General features: G+C 61.4%; 17 protein-coding genes and 1 tRNA gene. 7 read left to right on the top strand and 11 right to left on the bottom strand.

Annotated elements, in window-relative coordinates; translation table 11 throughout:
• Window positions 1-277 precede the first annotated feature (277 nt).
• From AC3EA7_RS04950 to AC3EA7_RS04940, 3 genes are all read left to right on the top strand, one after another.
• The gene (locus tag AC3EA7_RS04950) at window positions 278-1,363 is read left to right on the top strand and encodes a glycoside hydrolase family 172 protein (RefSeq protein ID WP_488612926.1); all 1,086 of its coding nucleotides are present in this window, start codon (window positions 278-280) and stop codon (window positions 1,361-1,363) included.
• On the top strand, window positions 1,360-1,623 hold the full coding sequence (locus AC3EA7_RS04945) for a hypothetical protein (protein ID WP_488612925.1): 264 nt from the start codon (window positions 1,360-1,362) through the stop codon (window positions 1,621-1,623). The genes AC3EA7_RS04950 and AC3EA7_RS04945 overlap by 4 nt, the downstream gene beginning before the upstream one ends.
• Window positions 1,624-1,745: 122 nt before the next feature.
• The gene (locus AC3EA7_RS04940) at window positions 1,746-1,889 is read left to right on the top strand and encodes a hypothetical protein (RefSeq protein ID WP_488612924.1); all 144 of its coding nucleotides are present in this window, start codon (window positions 1,746-1,748) and stop codon (window positions 1,887-1,889) included.
• A 48-nt stretch (window positions 1,890-1,937) separates the two neighbouring features.
• Here AC3EA7_RS04940 and AC3EA7_RS04935 read toward each other — a convergent pair whose 3' ends face one another.
• From AC3EA7_RS04935 to AC3EA7_RS04925, 3 genes are all read right to left on the bottom strand, one after another.
• On the bottom strand, window positions 1,938-2,612 hold the full coding sequence (locus AC3EA7_RS04935; protein WP_488612923.1) for a lysophospholipid acyltransferase family protein: 675 nt from the start codon (window positions 2,610-2,612) through the stop codon (window positions 1,938-1,940).
• Between the two features lie 169 nt (window positions 2,613-2,781).
• Entirely contained in the window at window positions 2,782-3,219 is a 438-nt protein-coding gene (locus AC3EA7_RS04930) for a DUF2231 domain-containing protein (protein WP_488612922.1), read from the bottom strand.
• Window positions 3,220-3,276: 57 nt separating this feature from the next.
• Window positions 3,277-6,270 carry a S8 family serine peptidase gene (locus tag AC3EA7_RS04925; RefSeq protein WP_488612921.1) on the bottom strand — a complete coding sequence of 998 codons (2,994 nt, stop codon included), beginning with the start codon at window positions 6,268-6,270 and terminating at the stop codon, window positions 3,277-3,279.
• A gap of 422 nt (window positions 6,271-6,692) precedes the next feature.
• On the opposite strand from AC3EA7_RS04925, the gene AC3EA7_RS04920 reads away from it, so the two are divergent.
• The 3 genes from AC3EA7_RS04920 to groL all read left to right on the top strand — a co-directional run bounded on the left by AC3EA7_RS04920 (window position 6,693) and on the right by groL (window position 14,358).
• Window positions 6,693-11,618: an ExeM/NucH family extracellular endonuclease gene (locus tag AC3EA7_RS04920; RefSeq protein ID WP_488612920.1), complete on the top strand. Its 4,926-nt coding sequence runs from the start codon at window positions 6,693-6,695 to the stop codon at window positions 11,616-11,618.
• 799 nt (window positions 11,619-12,417) lie between these two features.
• A complete protein-coding gene (locus AC3EA7_RS04915; RefSeq protein WP_488612919.1) occupies window positions 12,418-12,714 on the top strand; it encodes a co-chaperone GroES in 297 nt (98 codons plus the stop codon).
• Between the two features lie 3 nt (window positions 12,715-12,717).
• On the top strand, window positions 12,718-14,358 hold the full coding sequence (gene groL / locus AC3EA7_RS04910; RefSeq protein WP_488612918.1) for a chaperonin GroEL: 1,641 nt from the start codon (window positions 12,718-12,720) through the stop codon (window positions 14,356-14,358).
• 171 nt (window positions 14,359-14,529) lie between these two features.
• On the opposite strand, the gene AC3EA7_RS04905 is transcribed toward groL, so the two are convergent.
• The 5 genes from AC3EA7_RS04905 to AC3EA7_RS04885 form a co-directional block, all read right to left on the bottom strand.
• Complete coding sequence (locus AC3EA7_RS04905) at window positions 14,530-15,018, bottom strand: c-type cytochrome (protein WP_488612917.1); 489 nt, start codon at window positions 15,016-15,018, stop codon at window positions 14,530-14,532.
• A gap of 261 nt (window positions 15,019-15,279) precedes the next feature.
• On the bottom strand, window positions 15,280-15,525 hold the full coding sequence (locus AC3EA7_RS04900; RefSeq protein WP_488612916.1) for an SHOCT domain-containing protein: 246 nt from the start codon (window positions 15,523-15,525) through the stop codon (window positions 15,280-15,282).
• A gap of 118 nt (window positions 15,526-15,643) precedes the next feature.
• Window positions 15,644-16,777 carry a sensor histidine kinase gene (locus AC3EA7_RS04895; RefSeq protein WP_488612934.1) on the bottom strand — a complete coding sequence of 378 codons (1,134 nt, stop codon included), beginning with the start codon at window positions 16,775-16,777 and terminating at the stop codon, window positions 15,644-15,646.
• The gene (locus tag AC3EA7_RS04890) at window positions 16,777-17,469 is read right to left on the bottom strand and encodes a winged helix-turn-helix domain-containing protein (RefSeq protein ID WP_488612915.1); all 693 of its coding nucleotides are present in this window, start codon (window positions 17,467-17,469) and stop codon (window positions 16,777-16,779) included. The genes AC3EA7_RS04895 and AC3EA7_RS04890 overlap by 1 nt, the downstream gene beginning before the upstream one ends.
• Window positions 17,470-17,503: 34 nt before the next feature.
• A complete protein-coding gene (locus AC3EA7_RS04885; RefSeq protein ID WP_488612914.1) occupies window positions 17,504-18,112 on the bottom strand; it encodes a DUF305 domain-containing protein in 609 nt (202 codons plus the stop codon).
• 190 nt (window positions 18,113-18,302) lie between these two features.
• Between AC3EA7_RS04885 and AC3EA7_RS04880 the strand changes: the two genes are divergently transcribed.
• A complete protein-coding gene (locus tag AC3EA7_RS04880) occupies window positions 18,303-18,914 on the top strand; it encodes a Uma2 family endonuclease (protein WP_488612913.1) in 612 nt (203 codons plus the stop codon).
• Between the two features lie 114 nt (window positions 18,915-19,028).
• On the opposite strand, the gene AC3EA7_RS04875 is transcribed toward AC3EA7_RS04880, so the two are convergent.
• From AC3EA7_RS04875 to AC3EA7_RS04865, 3 genes are all read right to left on the bottom strand, one after another.
• A complete protein-coding gene (locus tag AC3EA7_RS04875) occupies window positions 19,029-21,167 on the bottom strand; it encodes a DUF1156 domain-containing protein (protein ID WP_488612912.1) in 2,139 nt (712 codons plus the stop codon).
• 15 nt (window positions 21,168-21,182) lie between these two features.
• Window positions 21,183-21,257, bottom strand: a tRNA-Lys gene (locus AC3EA7_RS04870).
• A 78-nt stretch (window positions 21,258-21,335) separates the two neighbouring features.
• The gene (locus AC3EA7_RS04865; protein ID WP_488612911.1) at window positions 21,336-21,635 is read right to left on the bottom strand and encodes a hypothetical protein; all 300 of its coding nucleotides are present in this window, start codon (window positions 21,633-21,635) and stop codon (window positions 21,336-21,338) included.
• Window positions 21,636-21,640: the final 5 nt, after the last annotated feature.

Raw genomic sequence — 21,640 nt, 5'->3', positions numbered from 1 at the left:
ACAACCATTTTTCCAGGATCATTGTGTGCAGACAATGAAAAAGGGATGTGGAGGATTTGTATAGCGGATGTGGCAGGTTTGCGAGGAAGCGGAGATGTGCACGACCGGCATAGCAGGCGCCGGGCAGGCATGCCTGGAACGGGAGCACAGGCAGAGGCGTGAGAGGAAGTCTGTAGACGCTGTTGATGTATAATCCCGACGATGACGCAATCGAGTATCTGCCATCACCCAATCCTGTGACTCGTATGCAGCGCCTGTGCGCAAAGGACGTTGGGGAATGACACCATTCAAAGGTCTGGGCATGCACCTGGGCAATCTGGCGCGCCTGTCGAAGGCGCGCACCCGTTCGATCAGCCCGGAAAACGTTACCGGCGAAAATGGCAAAGGCGGGATGGCGACCGAGGGAACCGGCGCGTTGTGCGCCCGCGATCTGGGGGTCGGGTGGAAAATCTCGCCATCGATTCGCATTGCACCCGGCGAAACCCGAACCCTTGCCGAAGTTCGAGGCTCAGGCGCCATTCAGCATATCTGGATGACACTGACCGGTCACTGGCGTCACAGCATCTTGCGCATCTACTGGGACGATCAGGAAACGCCGTCAGTCGAATGCCCGGCTGGCGACTTCTTTGCCTGCGGCTGGGGACAGTATGCGCAGATCAGTTCGCTGGCGGTGTGCGTGAACCCTGGCAGTGCGTTCAATTGTTACTGGGAGATGCCCTACCGCACAGGGTTTCGCATAACGATGACAAACATCGCTGCGCAGGAAATGACGCTCTACTACCAGATTACCTTTACCGAAACCGATGTTCCCGACGATGCAGCATACTTCCACGCACAGTTCCGGCGCGTCAATCCGCTGCCGTACAAACAGGTCTACACCATCCTCGACGGCGTGCGCGGTCAGGGGCAGTATGTGGGCACATATATGGCGTGGGGGGTCAACAATAATGGCTGGTGGGGCGAAGGTGAGATCAAGTTTTACCTCGACGGTGATGATGAATACCCGACGATTTGCGGGACCGGCACGGAGGATTACTTTTGCGGTTCGTACAATTTCGATGTCGGCAAGGAGAACGGCGGCTACCGCGAATTCACAACCCCTTACTCCGGGCTCGCGCAGGTCATTCGCCCCGATGGACTCTACCGCTCGCAGATGCGTTTTGGTATGTACCGCTGGCATATCACCGATCCGATCCGCTTCGAACACAACCTGCGAGTGACGATCCAGGCGCTTGGATGGCGCAGCGGCGGACGGTACCTGCCATTACAGGATGATATCGCGTCGGTGGCGTACTGGTATCAAAGGCTGCCGACGGCGCCGTTCCCTCCAATTCCCGACGCAGATTATCTTGAGGTGATATGATGGATGACCATCAATCAGGAAATGGCTTGATGGTGGGAGTCATTGTTGGCGCCTTTGTGGGTGCAGCAGCGGCGACCATCGCACTGCGGCGGCGTTTCCCTGCGGGTCCGGGGAGCGACGAACGTGCGCTGGAACTGCCCCCGCCCGATGACGCAACATTGGCGGCGGCGCGCGCCGAGGCGGCGGCAATCGTGTCGCGGTTGCGCAGCGCGTTTCCGCATCCTGGTCAATACGGAGAAACGCCAGACTCTCGCGTGTAGGGGTTTTTCAAACGTGAAGCGCTTTTCCACAATCCCAACAGGTCGATGGGCGAGATGACCCGCGTGGAACGTGGTATACTGCGCAATGGTGATGAAAAGGAGCGCAAGGAGCGCATTGAACGATGAACACAAGCCTGTTCGACGATGAAATGAAGCGCCGCCTGCTGGTCGGTTTGCTCAGCCTCCTGCTGACGACTCTGGCAGCGCGTCTTGCGGTGTACATCGCCGATCTGATCCTGGGACCGGAAGAGAAATTGGAGGCGTAGGCGTCAGACGCCTCGCTGCTGATCAATCGTGCGGAGGGGCGTCTGGCGTTACGACGATTGCGCTGTCGTCTCCGCCAGCATGCGCTCGCGATAGTACCCCCAGTACTTCTCCGGCATCAGTGCGGCGATCCGCAGCATCATATCGTCGGTGAGTTCACTCATCCGATCAAAGGGAATCTTGTCACCTTCAACAGGCGGGTGATACGGCTTGCCAAATCGCACCCGTATTGGGCTGCGCCGCAGAACGCCTTTGAAGCCAGATTCCGTGCCCCAGATTGCGACCGGCACAATCGGGCAACCAGAGCGGACCGCCAGACGCACTGCGCCGCCGCGCCCCTGTTGCAACTGCTTCGTATCGCTTCGGTGACCTTCGGGGAACATGATCAGAACAGCGCCCTGTTTGAGCGCCTCCTCGGCGGCTTCGAGCGCCGCCAGATCACGCTGCCCGCGCCGGATTGGAATAACGTGCATGGTGCGAAACCACCACGCTATAATCGGGTGACTGAATAGTTCAACTTTGGCAACCCACCATGGGCGGTGTGAGAGCGGCAACGACGCGCCGACAACAAGGATGTCGCTCCAGTGCAGGTGATTCACTGCCAGGATCATTCCCTGAGGGCGCGGCGGCAGATTCTCGCGTCCGTCGATCTTCCAGTTGGACCATATCAACCGCAAGAGATTGAGCGGGATCCAGAGCAATAGATAGAAGAACAAACCGAGCACAGCGTTCTCCTTCGATTATATCAGTGCCAAGTGCTGAGTGACGAGTGATAAGCGGAACACATGGCATTCCAATGCGCTTTGACTTGCATTACGCACAATCCCTCCGGGGTAGCGAACCGATCTCCCCCTGCTCTCCTCTCGCCTTACCCCACTTGCCTCACTCCTCATCTCATCCCACTCCCAGGCGCAGGGAATAGACCAGTTGCCCTCCCAGCCACCCGGTCAGCATCACCAGCGCCGCGCCGATGGCGAGTCGCGCCAGATATCCACGCCGCCTCCTGGCATCATCCAGGATCGCCGGGTTCCGGCGCCGCGCCTGCCATGCCTGCCAGTATACGACCATGAGCGCCAGCCCTGTCAGCGCATGGGCATTGACCCAGACCAGCGCATCATCGCGTGGACGCACCGGATCGAACAGTTGTCGCGCTGCGTCGATTGTGCCGGTAGCAACTGCCGGCAGCAGCAGCACCCATCCCAGCCACAGACAGTGATATGCAGCGGTTTCCAGCGAACGATCACCGCGCCAGAGGTAGAGCGCCGTCATGATCGCATTGCCAAGGAGCAGTCCGATCGGCAGATGTACCGTGAATGGATGTAACGGAGACATAGCGGTTCGCATCTAGAACGCATGAGTATTATACCACGGATCGCTGCGCCAGGAGCGCTACCGCGCCACAATTCCCAGCCAGACGACATAGGGCGCCGGACGCATCGCCGCCTCAGCCGTAATCGTTGCGCTTCTACGACGCGGGTCGCTGCTGATCAGAGTCACGGCGGTGCGCAAGCGCGCACCCTGTGGCGGCGCCTGCCAGCGATAGGTAAGCCGGAACGTCGTGCTGCCGCCTGGCGCAATCGATCCCTGCTCCGGCGTCACCACCAGCCACCCGCTCGGGCTGAACTGAGGTCTGAATTCGATAGCCAGCCCTGGAGCGACCGGCGTATCGGCGCCGCATCCAACCCGCTGGAACTGGCTCAGGTTCTGCTGAACGCCAACACTCAGACGTTCCGGGAGCGCGCTCAGGTCGGCGTACTGAAACGTGATTCGCCCATCACGATGAAGCAGCGTTTGAAACGTATACGTCTGATCCAGAGGACCCTGCGCCAGCGGCACACGTTCGAAACTGACCACGAACGTTGCGCCGTCATTGACCGTTCCATAGCGCACCTGCCCGCCACGCGAGGGGTCCAGGTCGGCGCGGAACGGCGCCAACAGGTAGAAGAACGCCTCGGTCGCTGGCAGACAACGTTCGAGCAGACCGGTATATGAGTAGGGCCAGCCAAACGAGAGGGTCCCATCCGATGTGACCGACGTTTCGGTCACCGTAAAGGTGTAGAGCGGGAAGTCGAAGCCAAGTGGGACATTATCGATCCGGGTTGTGTCGGTCAAATCGAGCGTTGGCGCAGCGGGAGGCAGATCGATCCACTGATAGACCGGTCCTCCTGGCTCATCACTGCGATAGATGCCAAACGGCGCATACCCGACGCTTGCCTCAAAGGTCAGTGGGCGCGTACCGGTGTTCGTGACGAGCACCGTTTGCTCAACTATCGTATTGAAATCGAGGGTTGTCGTGACGTAATCGGTCGAAAGGGCCAAACGGGGCGCATCGAGCAGTAATCCAAAATCGATCGGTCCGCTTACAGGTACTGTAATCACGCGCTGCTGCGGCGCATACGACAGCGCAGTCGCAGTGAGCGTATACACACCCGGCGAAAGGACGAGGGAGTATGTTCCGTCAGCGGCGGTTGCGACGCTGGCGCCGCCATTGACGCTGACCGTCGCATGCAGCGCCTCGCTTGTCTCCGCGTCGCGCACTGTGCCGCTCACCGTTGTCCCCGACGCAGTCACATTCAGGGTCACATCGACAGTCGTCGGCGGTTGAGTAAGATCACCGGCATACACTTGAATGCGCGCTGTGTAGGTTCCAGGCGCGGCGATGCCGCCGGCATCGAAGGTTACATCCACAGTCGCGCTCTGCCCCGGATTGAGTGTTACCGTCTTCGATGAAAGACGCAGCCATGGCACATCGACGCGGGCGCTCGCAACCGCAGCATGCGCGTCGATCAGCCCCCATCCGTACACATTGTTGCCGCCGCCGGGTACGACACCGCACTGTGCGTCCTCGACTCTGCGCGCTGTATCGCGGAGAATGGCATAGGTCGCCTCAAAATTGCCGATCAGAGCCGGATTTGCCGAATACAGCAGCGCTACGACCCCAGCGACGTGCGGTGCTGCCATCGATGTGCCGCGCAGGGTAGTGTACCCGTCGTTGAGGTGCGTCGAGTAGATGCCGCCATCACCCGGAGCAACAAAGTCCGGCTTCATGCGCCCGTCGGCAGTCGGACCGCGCAGGCTGAACGAGGTAATGGTGTTGCTGCGGTCGGTAGCGCCAACCGCCACGACATCGGCGTAGTCGCCAGGGGAAGCGACCGAGCGACAAACACCTGTGCCATTGCCCGCAGCGAAGACCGGGAAGATGCCAGCCGCGCGCCAGGCGGCGGTGTATCCGGCGTACCACGGATCGTTGCTTCCGCCTGCCCACGAGTTGTTGACGATCAACGGGCGCAGATCAGGACGCGGATTGCGGTCGTTGAGGTCGGTCGGCGCCAGCACCCACTGCGCGGCAGCGATCAAATCGCTTTCGTTGCAGAATGATCCTTCGCACCCCTGTGCCGCAATCCAGCGCGCGCCAGGAGCGACGCCAAACTGATCGCCGCCTGCGCGCCTGCCGACCATGGCGCCAATCGTGTGCGTCCCATGCCCGTTCTGGTCGGTCGGCGCAGGGAATACCCCCTGCGGATCGTACCAGTTGTAGTTGTGGTCGTACTCGCCGGCGCCAAGCGTGCCGCGGTACTGATCGCGCAACGCCGGATGAGTCGCCAGGCCGCCAGTATCGATTGAGGCGACAGTAACTCCCTGACCGGTCACGCCAAACTCGTTCCATACGCGATCTGCGCGGATGGCGCGAATATTCCAGCACACCGGGTTGCTATCCGTGCTGCAGCGCGTGTCGAGACTGGCAGGAACCGCCTGCGGTGCAACCATGATGCTGGTATCGGCGCGCACCAGGGCCACGCCGGCGCGCCGCTCCAACGCCTGTGCATCGGCGAGCGAACCTTCTACCTGGATGGCATTGACGATCCAGAATGGCCGGTATGCCAGACCGCGCGCTGCCAGCTCTGCACGCAGGGTGCGTTGGGTGCGTTCGGCGTGTTCCACCAGCGTCCGATAGACGAAACGCCCGCGTTCTGTCCAGTCGGTGATGCCATAGGCGCCGCTCAGGTCCGCCTGGTCGCGCAAATAGACGATGAACGAACCTCGCGCTGCGGGTTCGTCCAGTCGCGCCGTCAGACGCGGGTCGAGCGAATGATCCTGCTGCGGGAGGGATACCCGTGCAGGACCGATGGCATGCGCCGTCGCCAGCAACGGCTGTGTGTGCGCTTCGTACAGCAGAGCCGTAACAGGCGTTGACCCGGAATTGGTAATCGCCAACGGTCGCGTGACCTGCTGGCCCAATTGCAACGTTTCACTGATGACAATCGGAGAAGCAGTGACAATGCCCGACGCCCGAACGGAGAGTCTGTCTGGAGGAACGATCAAAGCCGCAATCAGCATCAACGCAGCAGTGATCAGACGTACACCAGCAACGCGACCCGACATGAGACGATCCTGACGCGAAAGTGGTTGTGTCGAGCCTTATCAGCATAGCACCTCGAGCGGAAGAGTGTCAAGAAAGCGGTTCTGAAAATATCGTAATCCTGTTATTCGGGTTTCTTAACAATTTCGGGCTTTGGTCTTAACCCGGTTTTGAGTATAATCACATTGAACCAGAATATCAGAAATACCATCAGTCGTTCAGGAGATGACCAACGCCTCCCGCCTGCTGATTCATGTTCGCGCGGGCGAGGTCGTCCGACAGTAGGGGCGGGTCGGAGACCCGCCCCCGACGGGTACGGGCCAGTCCCAGACCCGCCCCAACCACGCCGGAGAGAGGAGAGGAGTAGGGGCGGGTCCCCGCCCCGCCCCCAACGGGTACAGGTAGGGGCCAATCGCCGCCCCGCCCCACCAAGGAGAAAACACCTATGGTTCCATCCCACCACCGTCCATCGGCGGCGCTGCGCCTGCTGCTGGCGCTCACCACGCTGGCGCTCCTGGTCGCCGGCTCGGTCGTCATGCCGCAGCGCGCCGCCGCCACCACCACGATCATCACCCAGTGGACGTTCAACTCACCAACGCCGGACGGCAACACCGCCACCGGCACGACGCTCCCGGCCATCGGCAGCGGAACGGCATCCCTCATCGGCGGCACAACCGCCACCTTCGCCAGCGGCGATGCCAGCGGCGGCAGCAGCGATCCCGCCACCGGCGATGACTCGGCGTGGAATACGACGACCTACGCCCCCCAGGGAACCGAAGACCGGCAGCGCGGTGCGCAGTTCGCCGTCAGCACCGTCGGGTACCAGAACATTCTTTTCAGTTTTGACCTGCGCCACAGCAACACGGCTGCCAATACGGTTGCGCTCCTCTACTCCACCGATGGCGGCGCGACGTTCAGCGAAGCCACAACCTTTGTGGCGACGGCGGGCGACGCCTGGTTCAACAACCGCTCGTTCAACTTCAGCAGCATCCCAGCGCTCAACGACAATCCCAATGTCGTCTTCCGCGTCGTGGCGGCGTTCGCCTCCGGAGGCAGCGTCTATGCCCCGTCCAATCCAGCAAGCACCTACGGCACAGGCGGGACGCTGCGCTTCGATATGGTGACGGTGCGCGGCGATCCGATCAGTAGCGTCACACCGACACCTTCGCCTACCCCTGAGCCGACGCCGGTTCCGGTGGCGTGCAGCGCCCCCGATACGCCGATCAACCAGGTGCAGGGCAGCGGCGCCACCACCCCCATCAGCGGCACGGTCGTCACCATCCAGGGGGTGGTCGTCGGCGATTACGAGGGTCCCTCCCCCAACCTGCGCGGCTTCTACCTCCAGGAGATCGCCCGGGTTGACGCCGACCCGCTCACCTCCGAGGGCGTCTTCGTCTTCAACGGCAACGCCAACTCCGTCAGCCTCGGGCAGGTCGTCCAGGTCACCGGCAGAGCGACTGAGTTCCAGGAGCAGACCCAACTCGACACCGTGACCGCCGTTGAGTTGTGCGGTACGACGGCGACGGTCACGCCGGTCGATGTCATGATGCCCTTTCCCAGCCCCGACTACCTCGAACGCTACGAAGGCATGCTCGTGCGCTTCCCGCAGACCCTGTACGTCACCGAGCACTTCCAGCTCGGACGCTTCGGGCAGATTGTGATGAGCTCCGGCGCGCGTCTGCGCCAGCCGACCGACGTCGTCGATCCCGGTTCGGCGGCGCTGGCGTTGCAGGCGGCCAACGATCTCAACCGCATTATCGTCGATGACGAACTCAACAACCAGAACCCCGACCCGATCCGCTTCGGGCGCAGCGGCAATCCGCTCAGCGCCAGCAACACCCTGCGCGGCGGCGACACCGCCACCGGCATCGCCGGCGTGCTGACCTATACCTGGGCGGGGAATGCCGCCAGCGGCAACGCCTACCGGCTGCGTCCGGTCAATGCGCTCGGCGGCGGCGTGCCCGCCTTCGTCGCCGCCAACCCGCGGCCTGACCTGCCGCTCGCCGTCGGTGGCGACCTGCGCGTGGCGGCGTTCAATGTGCTCAACTACTTCAACACCTTCAGCGGCTGCACCCTCGGCGTGGGCGGCGCGCCGACCGGCTGCCGCGGTGCGGAGAACGCCTTTGAGTTCGAGCGCCAGAATGCGAAACTGATCCCGGCGCTGCTGCGCCTCGACGCCGATGTGCTCGGTGTGATCGAAGTCGAGAACGACGGCTACGGACCGACGAGCGCGCTGGCGGACCTGGTGAGCCGGCTGAACGCTGCGACCGCGCCGGGGACGTATGCCTTCCTCGATGTCGATGCCGCCACCGGGCAGACGAATGCGCTCGGTACAGACGCGATCAAGGTGGCGATCATCTACAAGCCGGCAGTGGTCGAGCCGGTGGGTCAGACGGCGGCGCTCAACACAGCCGCGTTCGTGAATGGCGGCGACAGTGCGCCGCGCAACCGACCAGCACTGGCGCAGACCTTCCGCCACCGCGCCACTGGCGAGGATGTGACGGTGGTGGTGAACCACTTCAAGTCGAAAGGGAGTCCGTGTGACATCCCGGATGCAGGGGACGGTTCGGGGAACTGCAACGTGGTACGGCGCAACGCAGCGCAGGAACTGGCAGCGTGGCTGGCGACCGACCCGACCGGCACGGGGGACGCGGACATCCTGATTATGGGCGACCTGAACGCCTATGCGCAGGAAGACCCGATTGACGTGCTGCGCAACGCAGGATACACCGACCTGGCGCGGACGTTCATCGGCGCGGAGGCGTACTCCTACGTGTTCAACGGGCAGTGGGGGTATCTGGACTACGCACTGGCGTCGCCGTCGGCGCTGGCGAAGGTGAGCGGGGTGACGGAGTACCACATCAACGCCGACGAGCCGAACGTGTTGGACTACAACACGAACTTCAAGAGCGCGGGGCAGGTTAGCAGTCTGTTCGCGCCGGACCAGTACCGCACCTCGGACCACGACCCGATCCTGGTCGGGTTGAACCTGAACGATCCGGTGGCGCTCTCGGCAGTGGCGACCTTCGGCGCGGATCGCGGCATCACCGGCGCCGAGATCATCGATATTCGCGGCAACCGCGCAGTCCTGAGCAATGCTGACGCGGGCGCCGTGTACGTCCTCGACACGACCGATCTGCTCGACATTCGCGTGCTGGCGACAGTAACCGGTCTGACCGGGTTGAACTCGGTCGCCATTCACCCGACGCAGGATTACTTCCTGGCAGTCGCCGGTTCAGCGGCGCCGGCTGCTGCGCCGGTCAATGGCACAGTCTACGCTTACCGGCTGGACGGCACATTCATTGCAAGCGCGAGCGCCGGCATTCAGCCTGACTCGATCGCCATTTCGCCGAATGGACAGTATGCGGTGATTGCGAATGAAGCCGAAGGGTTTGCGGTTGGCGACAATGGCGGACCCGGTTCGCTGACGGTGGTGAACCTGAGCGGCTTCGACCCGAATACCTCGACCTCGCTGAGCGTCACGCAGATCGCGCTGCCGTCGCAGACGAGCATACCCGGCTTCACGGTCGACCGCACGGACGACACTGCCCGGTTGCCGATTGACAATACGCCGGCGACGCTGGAGCCGGAGTCGGTGACCTTCTCTACCGACAGCCAGTATGCCTACATTACACTTCAGGAAAACAACGGCATGGTACGGCTCAATCTGGCAGACAATAGCCTGACGTTCTTCGGACTGGGGAAAACGACCCACGTGTTCGACACAGTCAACGGCGACGGCTTCAACCCGACTCGCTTGCTGAGCCTTTTCCGCGAACCGGATGGCATTGCGTACATCGAAATCGGCGGCGTCGGCTACTTCGTGACAGCGGACGAAGGCGACACCCGCGATGACATTCCACCCGGCGCGATCAGCGGACGGGTGCGCGGCGGGCGCACGGTGAGCGTCTTCAACGCAACCACCGGCGCGCTGGTCGGCGATACCGGCAACCAGCTCGACGCTCTGGCGGCGCGCTACGGCATCTACCCGGACAGTCGCAGCAACCGCGGCGGTTCGGAGCCGGAGGTGCTGGACGCGAAGGTCTTCGGCGGGCGCGCAATTGTCGCCGTCGGTCTGGAGCGTTCCAATGCCATCTCGCTGGTGGACATCACCAACCCGTCAGCGCCGAACGTGTTCCAGATCATCCCGGCGGGCACAGCGCCCGAAGGGGTCAAACTGGTCGAGCGCAACGGCGCGCTGTACGCGCTGGCGGCGAACGAAGCCAGCAACACCCTGACCGTGGCGCACGTGCCGCTCGGTGACGTGCTCTTCACCCAGACGTACACCGAAGAGACGCCGCTGGCGCTGCACGATCCGTTCGTGATTGACCCCGACTCGGCGCCGGTGAACGTCACGTTGAGCATCGCTCCGGCAGCCGCCGGAACACTCAACACGACCACGTTCAGCGGCGCGCCGACGGCAGTGAACGCAGCGCTGGCGAACCTGATCTTCACCCCGGCGCCGAACTACGCCGGTCCGGTGACGATCACCGTCAGCGCCAGCGACGGGCAGACGGAGACGAGCGGGCGCATCCTGCTAACCGGCATTCCGGTTCCGCCGGTCACCACTGCCAGTGTCAGCGGACCGACGACGCCGCTCTGCCCGGCGGACTGTTTCTTCGGCAGCGCGACCGTCACCCTGACGACCGATGAACCGGCAACGACACAGTACCGGGTGAATGGCGGCGCCTGGCAGACGTACACCGCGCCATTCGCCATCACAAACGAGGGAACGAACCTGGTCGAGTTCTTCTCGACCGACGAGTGGGGCGCGGTTGAAGAAGTGAAGTCGATCACGGTGAAAGTCACGACCTTCCCGGCGACCGGCATCCTCGACACCTTCAACCGCGCGAACGGGCGGCTTGGTCGCAACTGGACTGGCGCGACGCAAATCGACCAGTACCGCATCGCCGGGAACCAGGTCGATGTTGAGAAAGGCGGCGTTGTGCTGTGGACGAGGCAGTTCGGCAATGATCAGGAAGCGTTCGTCACGCTGACCGCCATCGACCCGAACAGTTCCCACCACACGCTGCTGCTGAAGGGACGTGGCACAAACGCGACGCAAGGCGCCATTCTGGTCTCCTACGATGCCGTGAACCGCCAGATCGTGGTCGAGGCGCTTCAGCCGGGTCAGGGATGGCGCACGGTGCGCATCTTCCCGGACATCACGCTCAACGCAGGCGATGTGCTCGGCGCGCGCGCCCTGGCGGACGGCTCGGTGCGGGTCTACGTCAACTGCGAACTGATCGGCGCGGCGGACACGACAACGGTGGTTGGCAATCTGTATGTCAATCGCGGCGGTCGCATCGGTCTGTTCTACCACCTGGCGAACAACGCCACCCTCGACGACTTCGGCGGGGGCAATCGGTAACATCGTCGTTCTGGAAGGGGCAGGTCCCTGTGCCTGCCCCCTGCCGCCGGGCTCCTGCGATCCACGAAGAACGCGAAGGCGCACGAAGGGGGCGTTAATGATGTGTACCGTATCTGTCTGCCTGTTGTGTTGCACCACAGAGACACAGAGGATGCAGAGGGAAACGCGATTGTGCGTCTCACCATCGGGCGCCCCGACCGCCAAAGCACCCTCATTCGTAGGGGCAGGTCCCTGTGCCTGCCCCGAAGCAGACCCTGACCTGTCGGCGAATCCCGCAATGGGGCAACCACAGGGGGTTGCCTCTACACCGGCGAACCCCGACCCGGCGGCGCATCTCGCGGTGGGGCAAATACAGGGGGTTGTCCCAACAATAGGACAATCACGAGAAGACAAACCGAATTTGTCGTTGCCGGATGTTGTTCATCGGTTGAAGACGATGACAACCAGATTGTATGCGGATGGCGGTCGACAATCGAGTTGACCGACGTTTCGCGGTCGTCTGTGGCAACGCAATTATCATGAACATATCATCCGAGACGACAATGCGTTAAGCCGTATCCGGCAATACATCCTGGACAATCCTGCACGCTGGAACGTTGACCGTGAGAATCCAACGGCTATGACTCCAGCGCCAATAGACAGGAGCAATAACCACGCGGTTATCGCGCCCTCCTCAGCCGTCTGAAACATTAACACATCACCAACACTCCGCTTACGCTCCTCTAACACTTCCACGCTATAGAATCTCATGTCATTCCCTGACACAAACCGACACGCAATTCGGTAAGGAGGCGCATCTATGCATGTCCGGCCGTTAGGCGATCGGGTGGTTGTCAAACCCAAACCCAAGGAAGAAAAGACAAAGGGCGGCGTTATCCTGCCCGATACTGCCACGAAAGAGCGCCCCATGGAGGGCGAAGTCATTGCTGTAGGACCGGGGCGGCGCACCGATGACGGGAAGCTGATTCCGGTGGGAGTCGAGGTGGGGCAGCAGGTGCTATTTGCGAAATACTCCGGCACTGAGTTCAAGATCGACGAAGAAGAATATCTGATTCTGCAGGAACGCGATCTGCTTGGCATTATCCAGGAGGCGTAATCTATGGCGAAACAGATTATCTTCAATGAGCAGGCGCGCGCAGCGCTCAAGCACGGCGTTGATACGATGGCGCTCGCCGTCAAGACCACCCTCGGTCCGCGCGGGCGCAATGTGGCGATGGGCAAGAAGTGGGGGTCGCCGTCCGTAACGCACGACGGCGTGACCGTCGCCAAAGAAGTCGAACTCAAGGATCCCTTCGAGAATATGGGCGCGCAACTGCTCAAGGAAGCCGCCAGCAAGACGAATGATGTCGCCGGCGATGGAACGACGACCGCAACCGTTCTGGCGCAGGCGATGATCGATGAAGGTCTGAAACTGGTGGCGGCTGGCGCCAACCCCATGATCCTCAAGCGTGGTCTCGATAAGGGGCGTGAGGCGCTGGTTGCGCGCATCAAAGAGCAGGCGATTTCACTGAAGAGCCGTGACGAAATTCGCCAGGTTGCAACGATCTCTGCGCAGGATCCGGAGATCGGCGAGTTGCTGGCGACCATTATGGACAAGATCGGACACGACGGCGTCGTGACGATTGAAGAGGGCAAGGGCACAACCCTCGAGTACGAATTGGTCGAAGGCATGCAGTTCGATCGCGGCTATATCTCGCCTTACTTCGTCACCGATTCGAGCCGCATGGAAGCGATCATCGACGAGCCGTACATCCTGATCACCGACAAGAAGGTCAGCGCTGTCAATGATCTGCTGCCCGTCCTTGAAGCAGTGCTGGCAACCGGCAAGAAAGACCTGGTGATCATCGCCGAGGATGTTGATGGCGAAGCGCTGGCGACGCTGGTGGTCAACAAGATGCGCGGCACGCTCAACCCGCTGGCGGTGAAAGCCCCCGGCTTTGGCGATCGCCGCAAGGCCATGCTGCAGGACATCGCCATCCTGACCGGCGGCACGGTCATTAGCGAAGAGGTCGGGCGCAAACTGGACAGCGCTAAGGTGCAGGACCTGGGGCGCGCCCGCCGGGTGAAGTCGGACAAGGACAACACCGTTATCGTCGAAGGGTTTGGCGACAAGCAAGAGATTCAGGCGCGCATCAAGCAATTGAAGCAACAGATCGAAACCACCACGTCGGACTACGACCGTGAGAAACTGCAAGAGCGCGTCGCCAAATTGTCGGGTGGCGTAGCGGTGATCAAAGTCGGCGCCCCGACCGAACCGGCGTTGAAGGAGCGCAAGGCGCGCGTTGAGGACGCGCTGAACGCGACCCGCGCCGCAGTCGAGGAGGGTATCGTGCCTGGCGGCGGCATTGCGCTGCTGAATGCGATCACGGCGCTCGACGGCGTACAGACGCAGTTCGAGGAAGAGCGTATGGCGCTGAACGTCCTGCGGCGCGCGCTTGAGGAGCCGCTGCGCCAGCTGGCGATCAACGCCGGTGAAGACGGCTCAGTGGTTGTGAACCACGTGCGCACCTTGCAGCGCGAGCACAATAACCCGCACTACGGGTTCGATGTGATGACCGGTAACTATGTCGATCTGATGCAAGCGGGTATCATCGACCCGGCGAAGGTGGTGCGCAGCGCGCTGGAGAATGCAGTCAGCGTTGCGGGCATCGTTCTGACGACCGACGCGCTGATCACCGACGCGCCGGAGCCGAAGAAGAACGGCGCGCGCACGCCGTCGATGCCGGAAGAGGAATTCTAACCTCATGAAGTGCAATCGGGTGGGCGAAGGCAGCGCCTTTGCCCACCCGATTGGCTTTTTTCACGCTCGAAAGTCCCTCTTTCTGCATAACGAACTACGGGTTGGAGAGCAGCGTACTCTTCAGCCCGCAGCGCATAACGAGCGTCTACTTACCTCATATGCTGTTGTTTTTCAGCGACTTCGCAGCGTCGCCTGGCGCTGAAATTCTTGAACATCCGGGGGCCAGGCGCTCTTGATATACTCCAACACCATCCAGATCTGATCGTCGCTCAACGTATGACCAAACCCTGGCATGCCGCTAACGTACCCCTGCGGAGCAACGCTTCGCCCGCCTTCCTTCGTAATCTGGAACAGGAAATCATCGGGATGATGCCAGGTGTGGCCTGTGGCATCATGCGGCGGCGCTGGCATGCTGCCATTGGGCAACGGTTGTCGCCAGTTGGGTTGCCCTTCCAAACTGATCCCGTGGCAACTGGCGCAGTACATGACATACAACTTGCGTCCCTCCTGAACTCTGACGGAACTGACCGGAGCCTCGCTCGAGACGCGCCCTCGTCCTATCAGTGTTGCTCCGATCAGTATGCCGGTCAGGACGAGACCAAACACAACAATGCCAGATATTCGCGGCGACAGCAACTGCTTCTTGCGGATTCGCTTCATAGGCAGAGTGAGAACAATATTGACAGCAGTCGTAGTGACTTCCGAAGCTGAGAGCCTATCTGAGACCTTGATGGTCAGGCGTCATTGCGAGTGGAGCGATGCCGCCTCCCCGCGTCCAGGAGATTGCGTCAGTGTTGACACGCCTCGCAATGACAGCAGTTTTCAAGCAAGCTCAGCTGCGCGCTCCATGTGTCTGATCCGGCTCTTAAGTTCGCATTCCTTCACCAAAGGCGCGGCCTGATGCACACAGTGGAATACTGGTCAGCGCGCCCGAAATACAGAGTCTTGTAATGTCTCTACCGCTTGCAGATACTCCTCACGGCTGATCTCGCCGCGAGCAAAACGTCGCTGTACGATCTCGAGCGCATCCGATTCGAAGTGAGTGCGCGGCTGGGGGAACAGACGCAGGACTCCCCACAAGATCAGGGCAATCATGCCGATCCAGACGAGCGGGATCGCGACCATGCCCAACCAGTTCATACCTGCTATCATAGCGCCGTGCATCATACGAGTGCCTCCTTCGTGAGCCTGGCGATTGCATTCGACCGTTTGGAGAGAGTATAGACGCCCATTATCAAGAAACGATGGGCGCCATCGTCAAGAATGCATCAAGCACACGTTATGATCAGGCCCGCCGATACACCGGCAGTGTGAAGGTAAATGTCGCGCCGTGTCCTAATCCCTCGCTTTCGCCCCAGATACACCCGCCGTGCGCCTCCACCAGAGCCTTGCAGATTGTCAGCCCCACGCCAGCGCCGCCCGTAGCGCGGGTGCGCGATTTGTCCACCCGATAGAATCGCTCGAAGAGATGCGGCAGGTGTTCGGCAGCAATTCCTGCACCGGTATCACGTACCCGAAACCAGATACTCCCTGATTCCGTCCAGGCTGTTACATCGACGTGTCCGCCTGCCGGGGTGTGCTGGAGCGCATTGCCGAGCAGATTGATCAAAATCTGGGTCACCCGATCGGCGTCCGCCAGCGCCAGTGGCAGATTCGTGGAAACGGTGCAGGCGAGGGTGACGCCTTTATCGTCGAACTGCGGTTTCAGGCGCGCCGTGGCGCGTTCGACCAGCGTAGCGGGCGCGACCGGCGCCAGATGAAGCGGCAGTTGCTTCGCTTCGGCGCACGACAGTTCCTGCAGATCGGCAACCAGCCGCCGCAGCCGTCCAACTTCATCAAGAATGAGCGCCCAGGTTGCGCCATCGGCAGCCACCACGCCGTCCAGCGCACCTTCGGCATACCCTTCGATGGTTGCCAACGGCGTGCGCAATTCGTGGGCGATGTCGCCGATGAGCGCCGCCCGACGACGCTCGGCGTGCTCCAGGGCTTCAGCCATCACATTGAACTGCTGCGCCAGCACGGCCAGTTCATCGCTCCCGGTCGGCAGCACACGTTCGTGGTAACGCCCGGCAGCGATCCGCTGACTGGCGTGCAGCAGATTCTGGATCGGCAGCGCCATCCGACGCGACGCCAGCAAACTGACCGCGACTGCAACAACCATTGCCGCACTGCCGCTGATGAGCAGCGCCTGGATCATTGCCGCCTCGAATACCGCGTTCGTTGCACGCTCCATTTCCGCCATAGCAGGATCGGCCGCCCATGTGGCATCGGGTCCAAGCCAGGCGACCATCAACTGATCGTGGAGTGTGTGCGCCGTAAGCAGCGTGACAGCCAGCAGCGTGACGGCGCCAGCGGCAATCACCAGCACGTGCGCCAGAAAGAGGCGTCCATACAATCTACGAAACCCGGAAAGCGTCATCACAATCCGTCTCCAAACCGGTAGCCGACGCCGCGCACAGTAATGATGAACGTTGGTCGCGCTGGATCATCCCCCAGCTTCTTCCGCAGATTGGCGATATGCACATCAATGACGTGATCATCGCCGAAATAGTCGTTGCCCCACACGCGCTCGAGCAGTTGCGAGCGGGTAAAGACACGACCAGGCGCCGATGCCAGGACACTGAGCAACGTATACTCCAGGTTGGTCAGTTTGAGCGACTCACCTGCAAGCAACACTTCGTGACGGGCAGCATCGATCGTCAACGCTCCAAACTGCAACAGCGGCGGCCCCGGCACGTCGCCAGCATTACGTGGACGACGCAACATCGCTCGCACCCGCGCCACCAACTCCCGAGGCGAGAACGGCTTGGTGAGGTAGTCATCGGCGCCGACTTCCAGACCAATGATGCGATCGATCTCCCCGGCTTTTGCCGTCAGCATGAGCACGTAGGCATCCGAGAACGTGCGCAGCCTGCGGCATACCCCAAGTCCATCGATGCCAGGCAGCATCAGATCGAGGACCACCAGGTCCGGTCGTTCACTGCGCGCCAGGCTCAACGCCTGCATACCGTCACCCGCCAGCACGATGCGAAACCCCTCACGTGCTAGATAGCCGCGCAACAGGTCACGCAGACGATCTTCGTCTTCGACGATCAACAACGTTCTTGCCATCACGACTGTCACCGGTTTCAGAACTTATCAGGCATTACTTGTTTGCATATTCGATACCATACCACTCTTTGAGCCAGGTTCGCATTTGGACGATCTCCGCCTCCTGCGCCGTGATAATGGTCTGCGCCAGATCCCTTATTTCCTGGCGCTCTGCACGCTGAAGCGCATCGCGCGCCATAGCAATAGCGCCTTCATGGTGCGGGATCATGGCTTCGATGAAACGCTGATCGAACGGCGCCGGTCCGTCGGCAACCATCATCGGACCCATCTCCATGCCCAAGCCAACCGTCGGCGCAAGATCAGGATACCATGCGGCGCGCCAGGAACGCATCGCGCCTATTTCTTGCTGCTGTGTGCTGATAATCGCCTCCGCCAGTCGCCGAACTTCGGGACGTTCAGCAGACTCGAGCGCCTGCCGCGCCATTCCAATAGCGCCTTCGTGATGCATAATCATGCTGTCGATAAAGAGTGCGTCGTATGGCGCACTCCCTTCGCCTGGCATCATGGCGGAATGATCCATCCCGGACATGCTCTGGGACGTCGGGGCGCTTGATGGACCGGTCGCCGCCTGCGGCGCATTGCTGCATGCGGCGATCAGCGCCGCAAGAAGAACGATCAGGCTTATCGAGACCATGCGTGTCATACAGTTTTCCTCCAACACCGATTATTACGATACCGCGAGAGTCTACCCTGTCCAGATCAATCCCTGTTCTGCAAAAGCTCAAGATCTGGTCAAGAAATCGGCGGAGGAAGCGGTTGTGCCAAACAGTCCCACACTGTGCTATCGCCGTGGTAGAATGGAGGCATCGTCACACTGCGCGCAAGGAGGAGCGATGACGACCGTCACACCCTTTCCCGCCGTGTCGTCGCTACGCTCAATCGATACGGGCTGGAACTATGAGCGCTGGTCTGCTCTGCCGGATGACGGCAACCGGTATGAAGTCATCGACGGAGTCCTGTTTGTGACCACTGCGCCGAGTTTTTTTCACCAGTGGATCGTTCGCCAGATCGTGCTGCTGCTGGTGGAACAGATTGACCGTCCGGGCATTGGTCTGACCGCATGGGCGCCGATTGGTGTGCGTATGCCGGGGTGTGATCCGGTGCAACCCGACATTGTCGTTGTGCGCAATGATAATCGCAGCATGATCTATGATCGACGCATCAATGGCGTGCCTGCCTTGATTGTCGAGGTGCTGTCGCCGTCCAATCCCGAGACCGATACGGAAATCAAACGTGCAGCATATGCGCGCGCCGGGTTGCCGGAGTATTGGATCGTTCGCCCGGCTGAGCGCGATGTCCTGGTATGCACCCGCCCCGATCCGGTTACCGGCGATTTTCTCGAGGTCTTCGCCATTGCCCCTGAGGGCACGCTTTTGTCACCGACGCTGCCATTCCGCGCCCAGGTCGCCGACTTCTTCGCGGGTTCGCCCGACGAAACGCTGTAGGGGCGTTTTCCTGGGGCATGGCAGCGGGCAGACACAGGGATTGTCACTGCAAAGGCGGGACGTTCGGCGGCGGCGCATTCCCCAGGCAGGCGCTCGCCGGTCAACATCCCCTCATCAACGGCACACGAAGATCGTCAGCCAGGGGCGTCCACCGGAGATTGCATCGTGCAAACGAATGTCCCACGCGGCAATCACTGTCAGCCCCGCCTCACTCAGGAGTGTGGGCCGATCGACAGCAACTGACGGATGCCACGCTTCGCCCTTATCGGAAACAGACTCAGAGTCGATGCCCTTGCCAGAAGGGTAGAACAGAACCAGCGGGTAGGCGGGATGCTGCGCCTCTTTGAGGCGTGTGCAGACGGCGCGGAACCGCTCTGCGAAGAAGCGCTGCGCTGCTTCGACGCCGCCGTGGCGCGATGGATCGGCGACCAGTTCGGTCGCCATTGGCGTCGCCGGAGCGTCGAACAAGTCGGGATAGATCGACTGCAACCCTGGTTGGAGCCAGGCATAGAAGAAGTCACTCACTTCCGCGAGCGGCAGACTGTCGGGATGCGGCAGTTCGGTGCAGACCAGCCCTCTGGCAGTGGGCGCAATCGTGAGGTCAGCGGCGTCCTGCTGCATGCTCTTGCCGTCACCCGCCGGATCGAGCGCTTCCAGAACCCCCGCCAGGGCTTCGACCTGATGCATAAATCCGCCAGTGGAGTCGCTGAACGGGTTGCCTTCGGCATACTCCCAGTTCATCCGCAGCGCGCCTTGCGCCAGCGCAGGAATGATCCGTTGCGTCCTGGCATCCCAGCGGCACTGGCTCGACGCAACATCCGCCGTTTTGCCGATCGCCAGCCCCAGGTACGTCGCCACGGCATCGGCATACGCCGCTGCATCGCGGTCAGCGCATTGTTCTGCTTCGAGCAAGACAGACGCGCGCACATCATCGATCAGGTCGCTGAGGGTCGCCAGGGCGGCAAGTTGCCGCGAAGTAAAGAGCGAGGCGACAGTGGTGAACCCGTAGTCCGGCAGGTCCACGCAACGCGGGTTGGACGTCAGCTGTGTAGCGGGCATCCAGGCCGGTTTCGTCTGCGGCGTGATGCGTCCGAAGGAGTCGCACGGTTCAAGATAGATCAGTCCTTCTCCGCTCTCTACGACAATTGCCATCAATTCCGCGCTCATCTGATCGGCAACACCCGCAGCGCGCAGTTCGTCGTGCGCAATGCGCCGACCGCAGAAGGGGCATCGCGCACCCTGCCAGGTGATCGTTCCCGCAGGCGGTGACCCTTTGCCGCGCTGAAGGTCAAAAAGGAGTTCTCCTTCGTGACGCGAATACCGCTCTCCTATGCGTGGTACGACCCAGGTTTTCCTCCCCTCACGATCATCGAGCACGAACGATCGCGCCAGTGGAATATCGTTGCGACAACCAGGGTTCGGGCAACGCAGCGTGCTTGCCCAGATCCAGGCGATAATCGTCGCTTCCCCGCCGCCATACCGCGAAGGCAGTTCGATCTTTGGGAACAGATGCCCGACCCGACGCTGCGCTTCATCACGCATCCACGCCCCGAAGAAGCGCACATCAGCAGCCAGCCCGTGCGCGCCTTTGGAGAAGTGAGCAGAGGGGAATGACTCGAGCGCTTCTTGCTTCCCTTCTTCCGCTTTCCTCACGTCTACCCCCCCGCTCCTCATTTCCGGGTTGACCGGCGGCAGACCGGCATAACGCGGCGGCAGATCGATCAGCGCCCGATTCATCAGCGCGGCGACCGGATTGAGATCCGAGGCATCCACGGTGAGTCCCAGGCGTTGCGCCTCGAGCGGAATGCTACCGCTGCCGGCGAACGGATCGTAAACCGGCGGAGGATCATCGGCAACCGCAGCATGAACGAGCGCGCGGGCAGCATTCAGAACCTGATCACTGCTCAGGCTTTCCGGCTGTGCCAGTCGCTCAATAAACTCCAGCACCTTCTGGCGGCGCTGCTCGCCGAGGGACAACGCCTGCCACGCGGAGCCAGCATTCTGCGGAGTCGGCAGGGCATCGATCAACCGGAACAGCGACTTCGGCACATCCGGCTGATCTGGATCGTCAATGATTGCGGCGAAAAGCGCCGCACGGCACAGCGCGAGCGGTTGATGGGGCCACCAGTGGTACATGGTGTCCGGGAAGCGTGGAGATGCCGCCACTTCGCGGGAAGCGGCAACGCCAGTTATTTCATACGGAAAAGCGACCTCGATGATCTTTTTGCGCAGTGGGAGAGGGGAGGAGGTCATATCGACGATGTGAGGTGGTGGGCCGGGTGGGGATCGAACCCACGACCATCGGTTTAAAAGACCGCTGCTCTACCTCTGAGCTACCAGCCCATTGTGATGGGGAACTCGCCGCTCCTAATATATTATAGCACGTTTTCTATGGATGGCGTGAAGAACACGGATACATCATCACAAAATATACCCCCGTTTGCGTGCAACTTCTTCCTTATGCTTGCGGAAGAGAATATCGCGCTCGGTGCCTTTGATTTCGCGCGAATAGGTGCTCAGAATGCGCTCGACTTCAGCATCGATCTCTTCCTCGATCTTCAGATCGGCAACGATGAAATCGTAGATCGCCTTGACGCGCGCGGCGCGCCCCATCGCCAGCGTCACGCCACGCGGATCCTTGTATGTCACCAGTCCGCGCTGCTCCAGTTCATCGTGCAACCGCTCGGCAATCCGGCGGATTTTGTCTTCACTCAGGCGCATGGCAG

Source organism: Roseiflexus sp. (assembly GCF_057785375.1).
The sequence above is the reverse complement of the archived record's forward strand: the minus strand, read 5'-3'. Positions and strand labels throughout refer to the sequence as shown.

Bases quoted from the DNA above. Each gene is read 5' to 3' on its own strand.
- AC3EA7_RS04885 (WP_488612914.1), bottom strand. From the start codon at position 18,112: ATGACACGCATGGTCTCGATAAGCCTGATCGTTCTTCTTGCGGCGCTG.
- AC3EA7_RS04905 (WP_488612917.1), bottom strand. From the start codon at position 15,018: ATGAAGCGAATCCGCAAGAAGCAGTTGCTGTCGCCGCGAATATCTGGC.
- AC3EA7_RS04895 (WP_488612934.1), bottom strand. From the start codon at position 16,777: ATGACGCTTTCCGGGTTTCGTAGATTGTATGGACGCCTCTTTCTGGCG.
- AC3EA7_RS04900 (WP_488612916.1), bottom strand. From the start codon at position 15,525: ATGATGCACGGCGCTATGATAGCAGGTATGAACTGGTTGGGCATGGTC.
- AC3EA7_RS04930 (WP_488612922.1), bottom strand. From the start codon at position 3,219: ATGTCTCCGTTACATCCATTCACGGTACATCTGCCGATCGGACTGCTC.
- AC3EA7_RS04945 (WP_488612925.1), top strand. From the start codon at position 1,360: ATGATGGATGACCATCAATCAGGAAATGGCTTGATGGTGGGAGTCATT.
- AC3EA7_RS04920 (WP_488612920.1), top strand. From the start codon at position 6,693: ATGGTTCCATCCCACCACCGTCCATCGGCGGCGCTGCGCCTGCTGCTG.
- AC3EA7_RS04950 (WP_488612926.1), top strand. From the start codon at position 278: ATGACACCATTCAAAGGTCTGGGCATGCACCTGGGCAATCTGGCGCGC.
- AC3EA7_RS04875 (WP_488612912.1), bottom strand. From the start codon at position 21,167: ATGACCTCCTCCCCTCTCCCACTGCGCAAAAAGATCATCGAGGTCGCT.
- AC3EA7_RS04865 (WP_488612911.1), bottom strand. From the start codon at position 21,635: ATGCGCCTGAGTGAAGACAAAATCCGCCGGATTGCCGAGCGGTTGCAC.
- AC3EA7_RS04915 (WP_488612919.1), top strand. From the start codon at position 12,418: ATGCATGTCCGGCCGTTAGGCGATCGGGTGGTTGTCAAACCCAAACCC.
- AC3EA7_RS04940 (WP_488612924.1), top strand. From the start codon at position 1,746: ATGAACACAAGCCTGTTCGACGATGAAATGAAGCGCCGCCTGCTGGTC.
- AC3EA7_RS04890 (WP_488612915.1), bottom strand. From the start codon at position 17,469: ATGGCAAGAACGTTGTTGATCGTCGAAGACGAAGATCGTCTGCGTGAC.
- AC3EA7_RS04880 (WP_488612913.1), top strand. From the start codon at position 18,303: ATGACGACCGTCACACCCTTTCCCGCCGTGTCGTCGCTACGCTCAATC.
- AC3EA7_RS04925 (WP_488612921.1), bottom strand. From the start codon at position 6,270: ATGTCGGGTCGCGTTGCTGGTGTACGTCTGATCACTGCTGCGTTGATG.
- groL (WP_488612918.1), top strand. From the start codon at position 12,718: ATGGCGAAACAGATTATCTTCAATGAGCAGGCGCGCGCAGCGCTCAAG.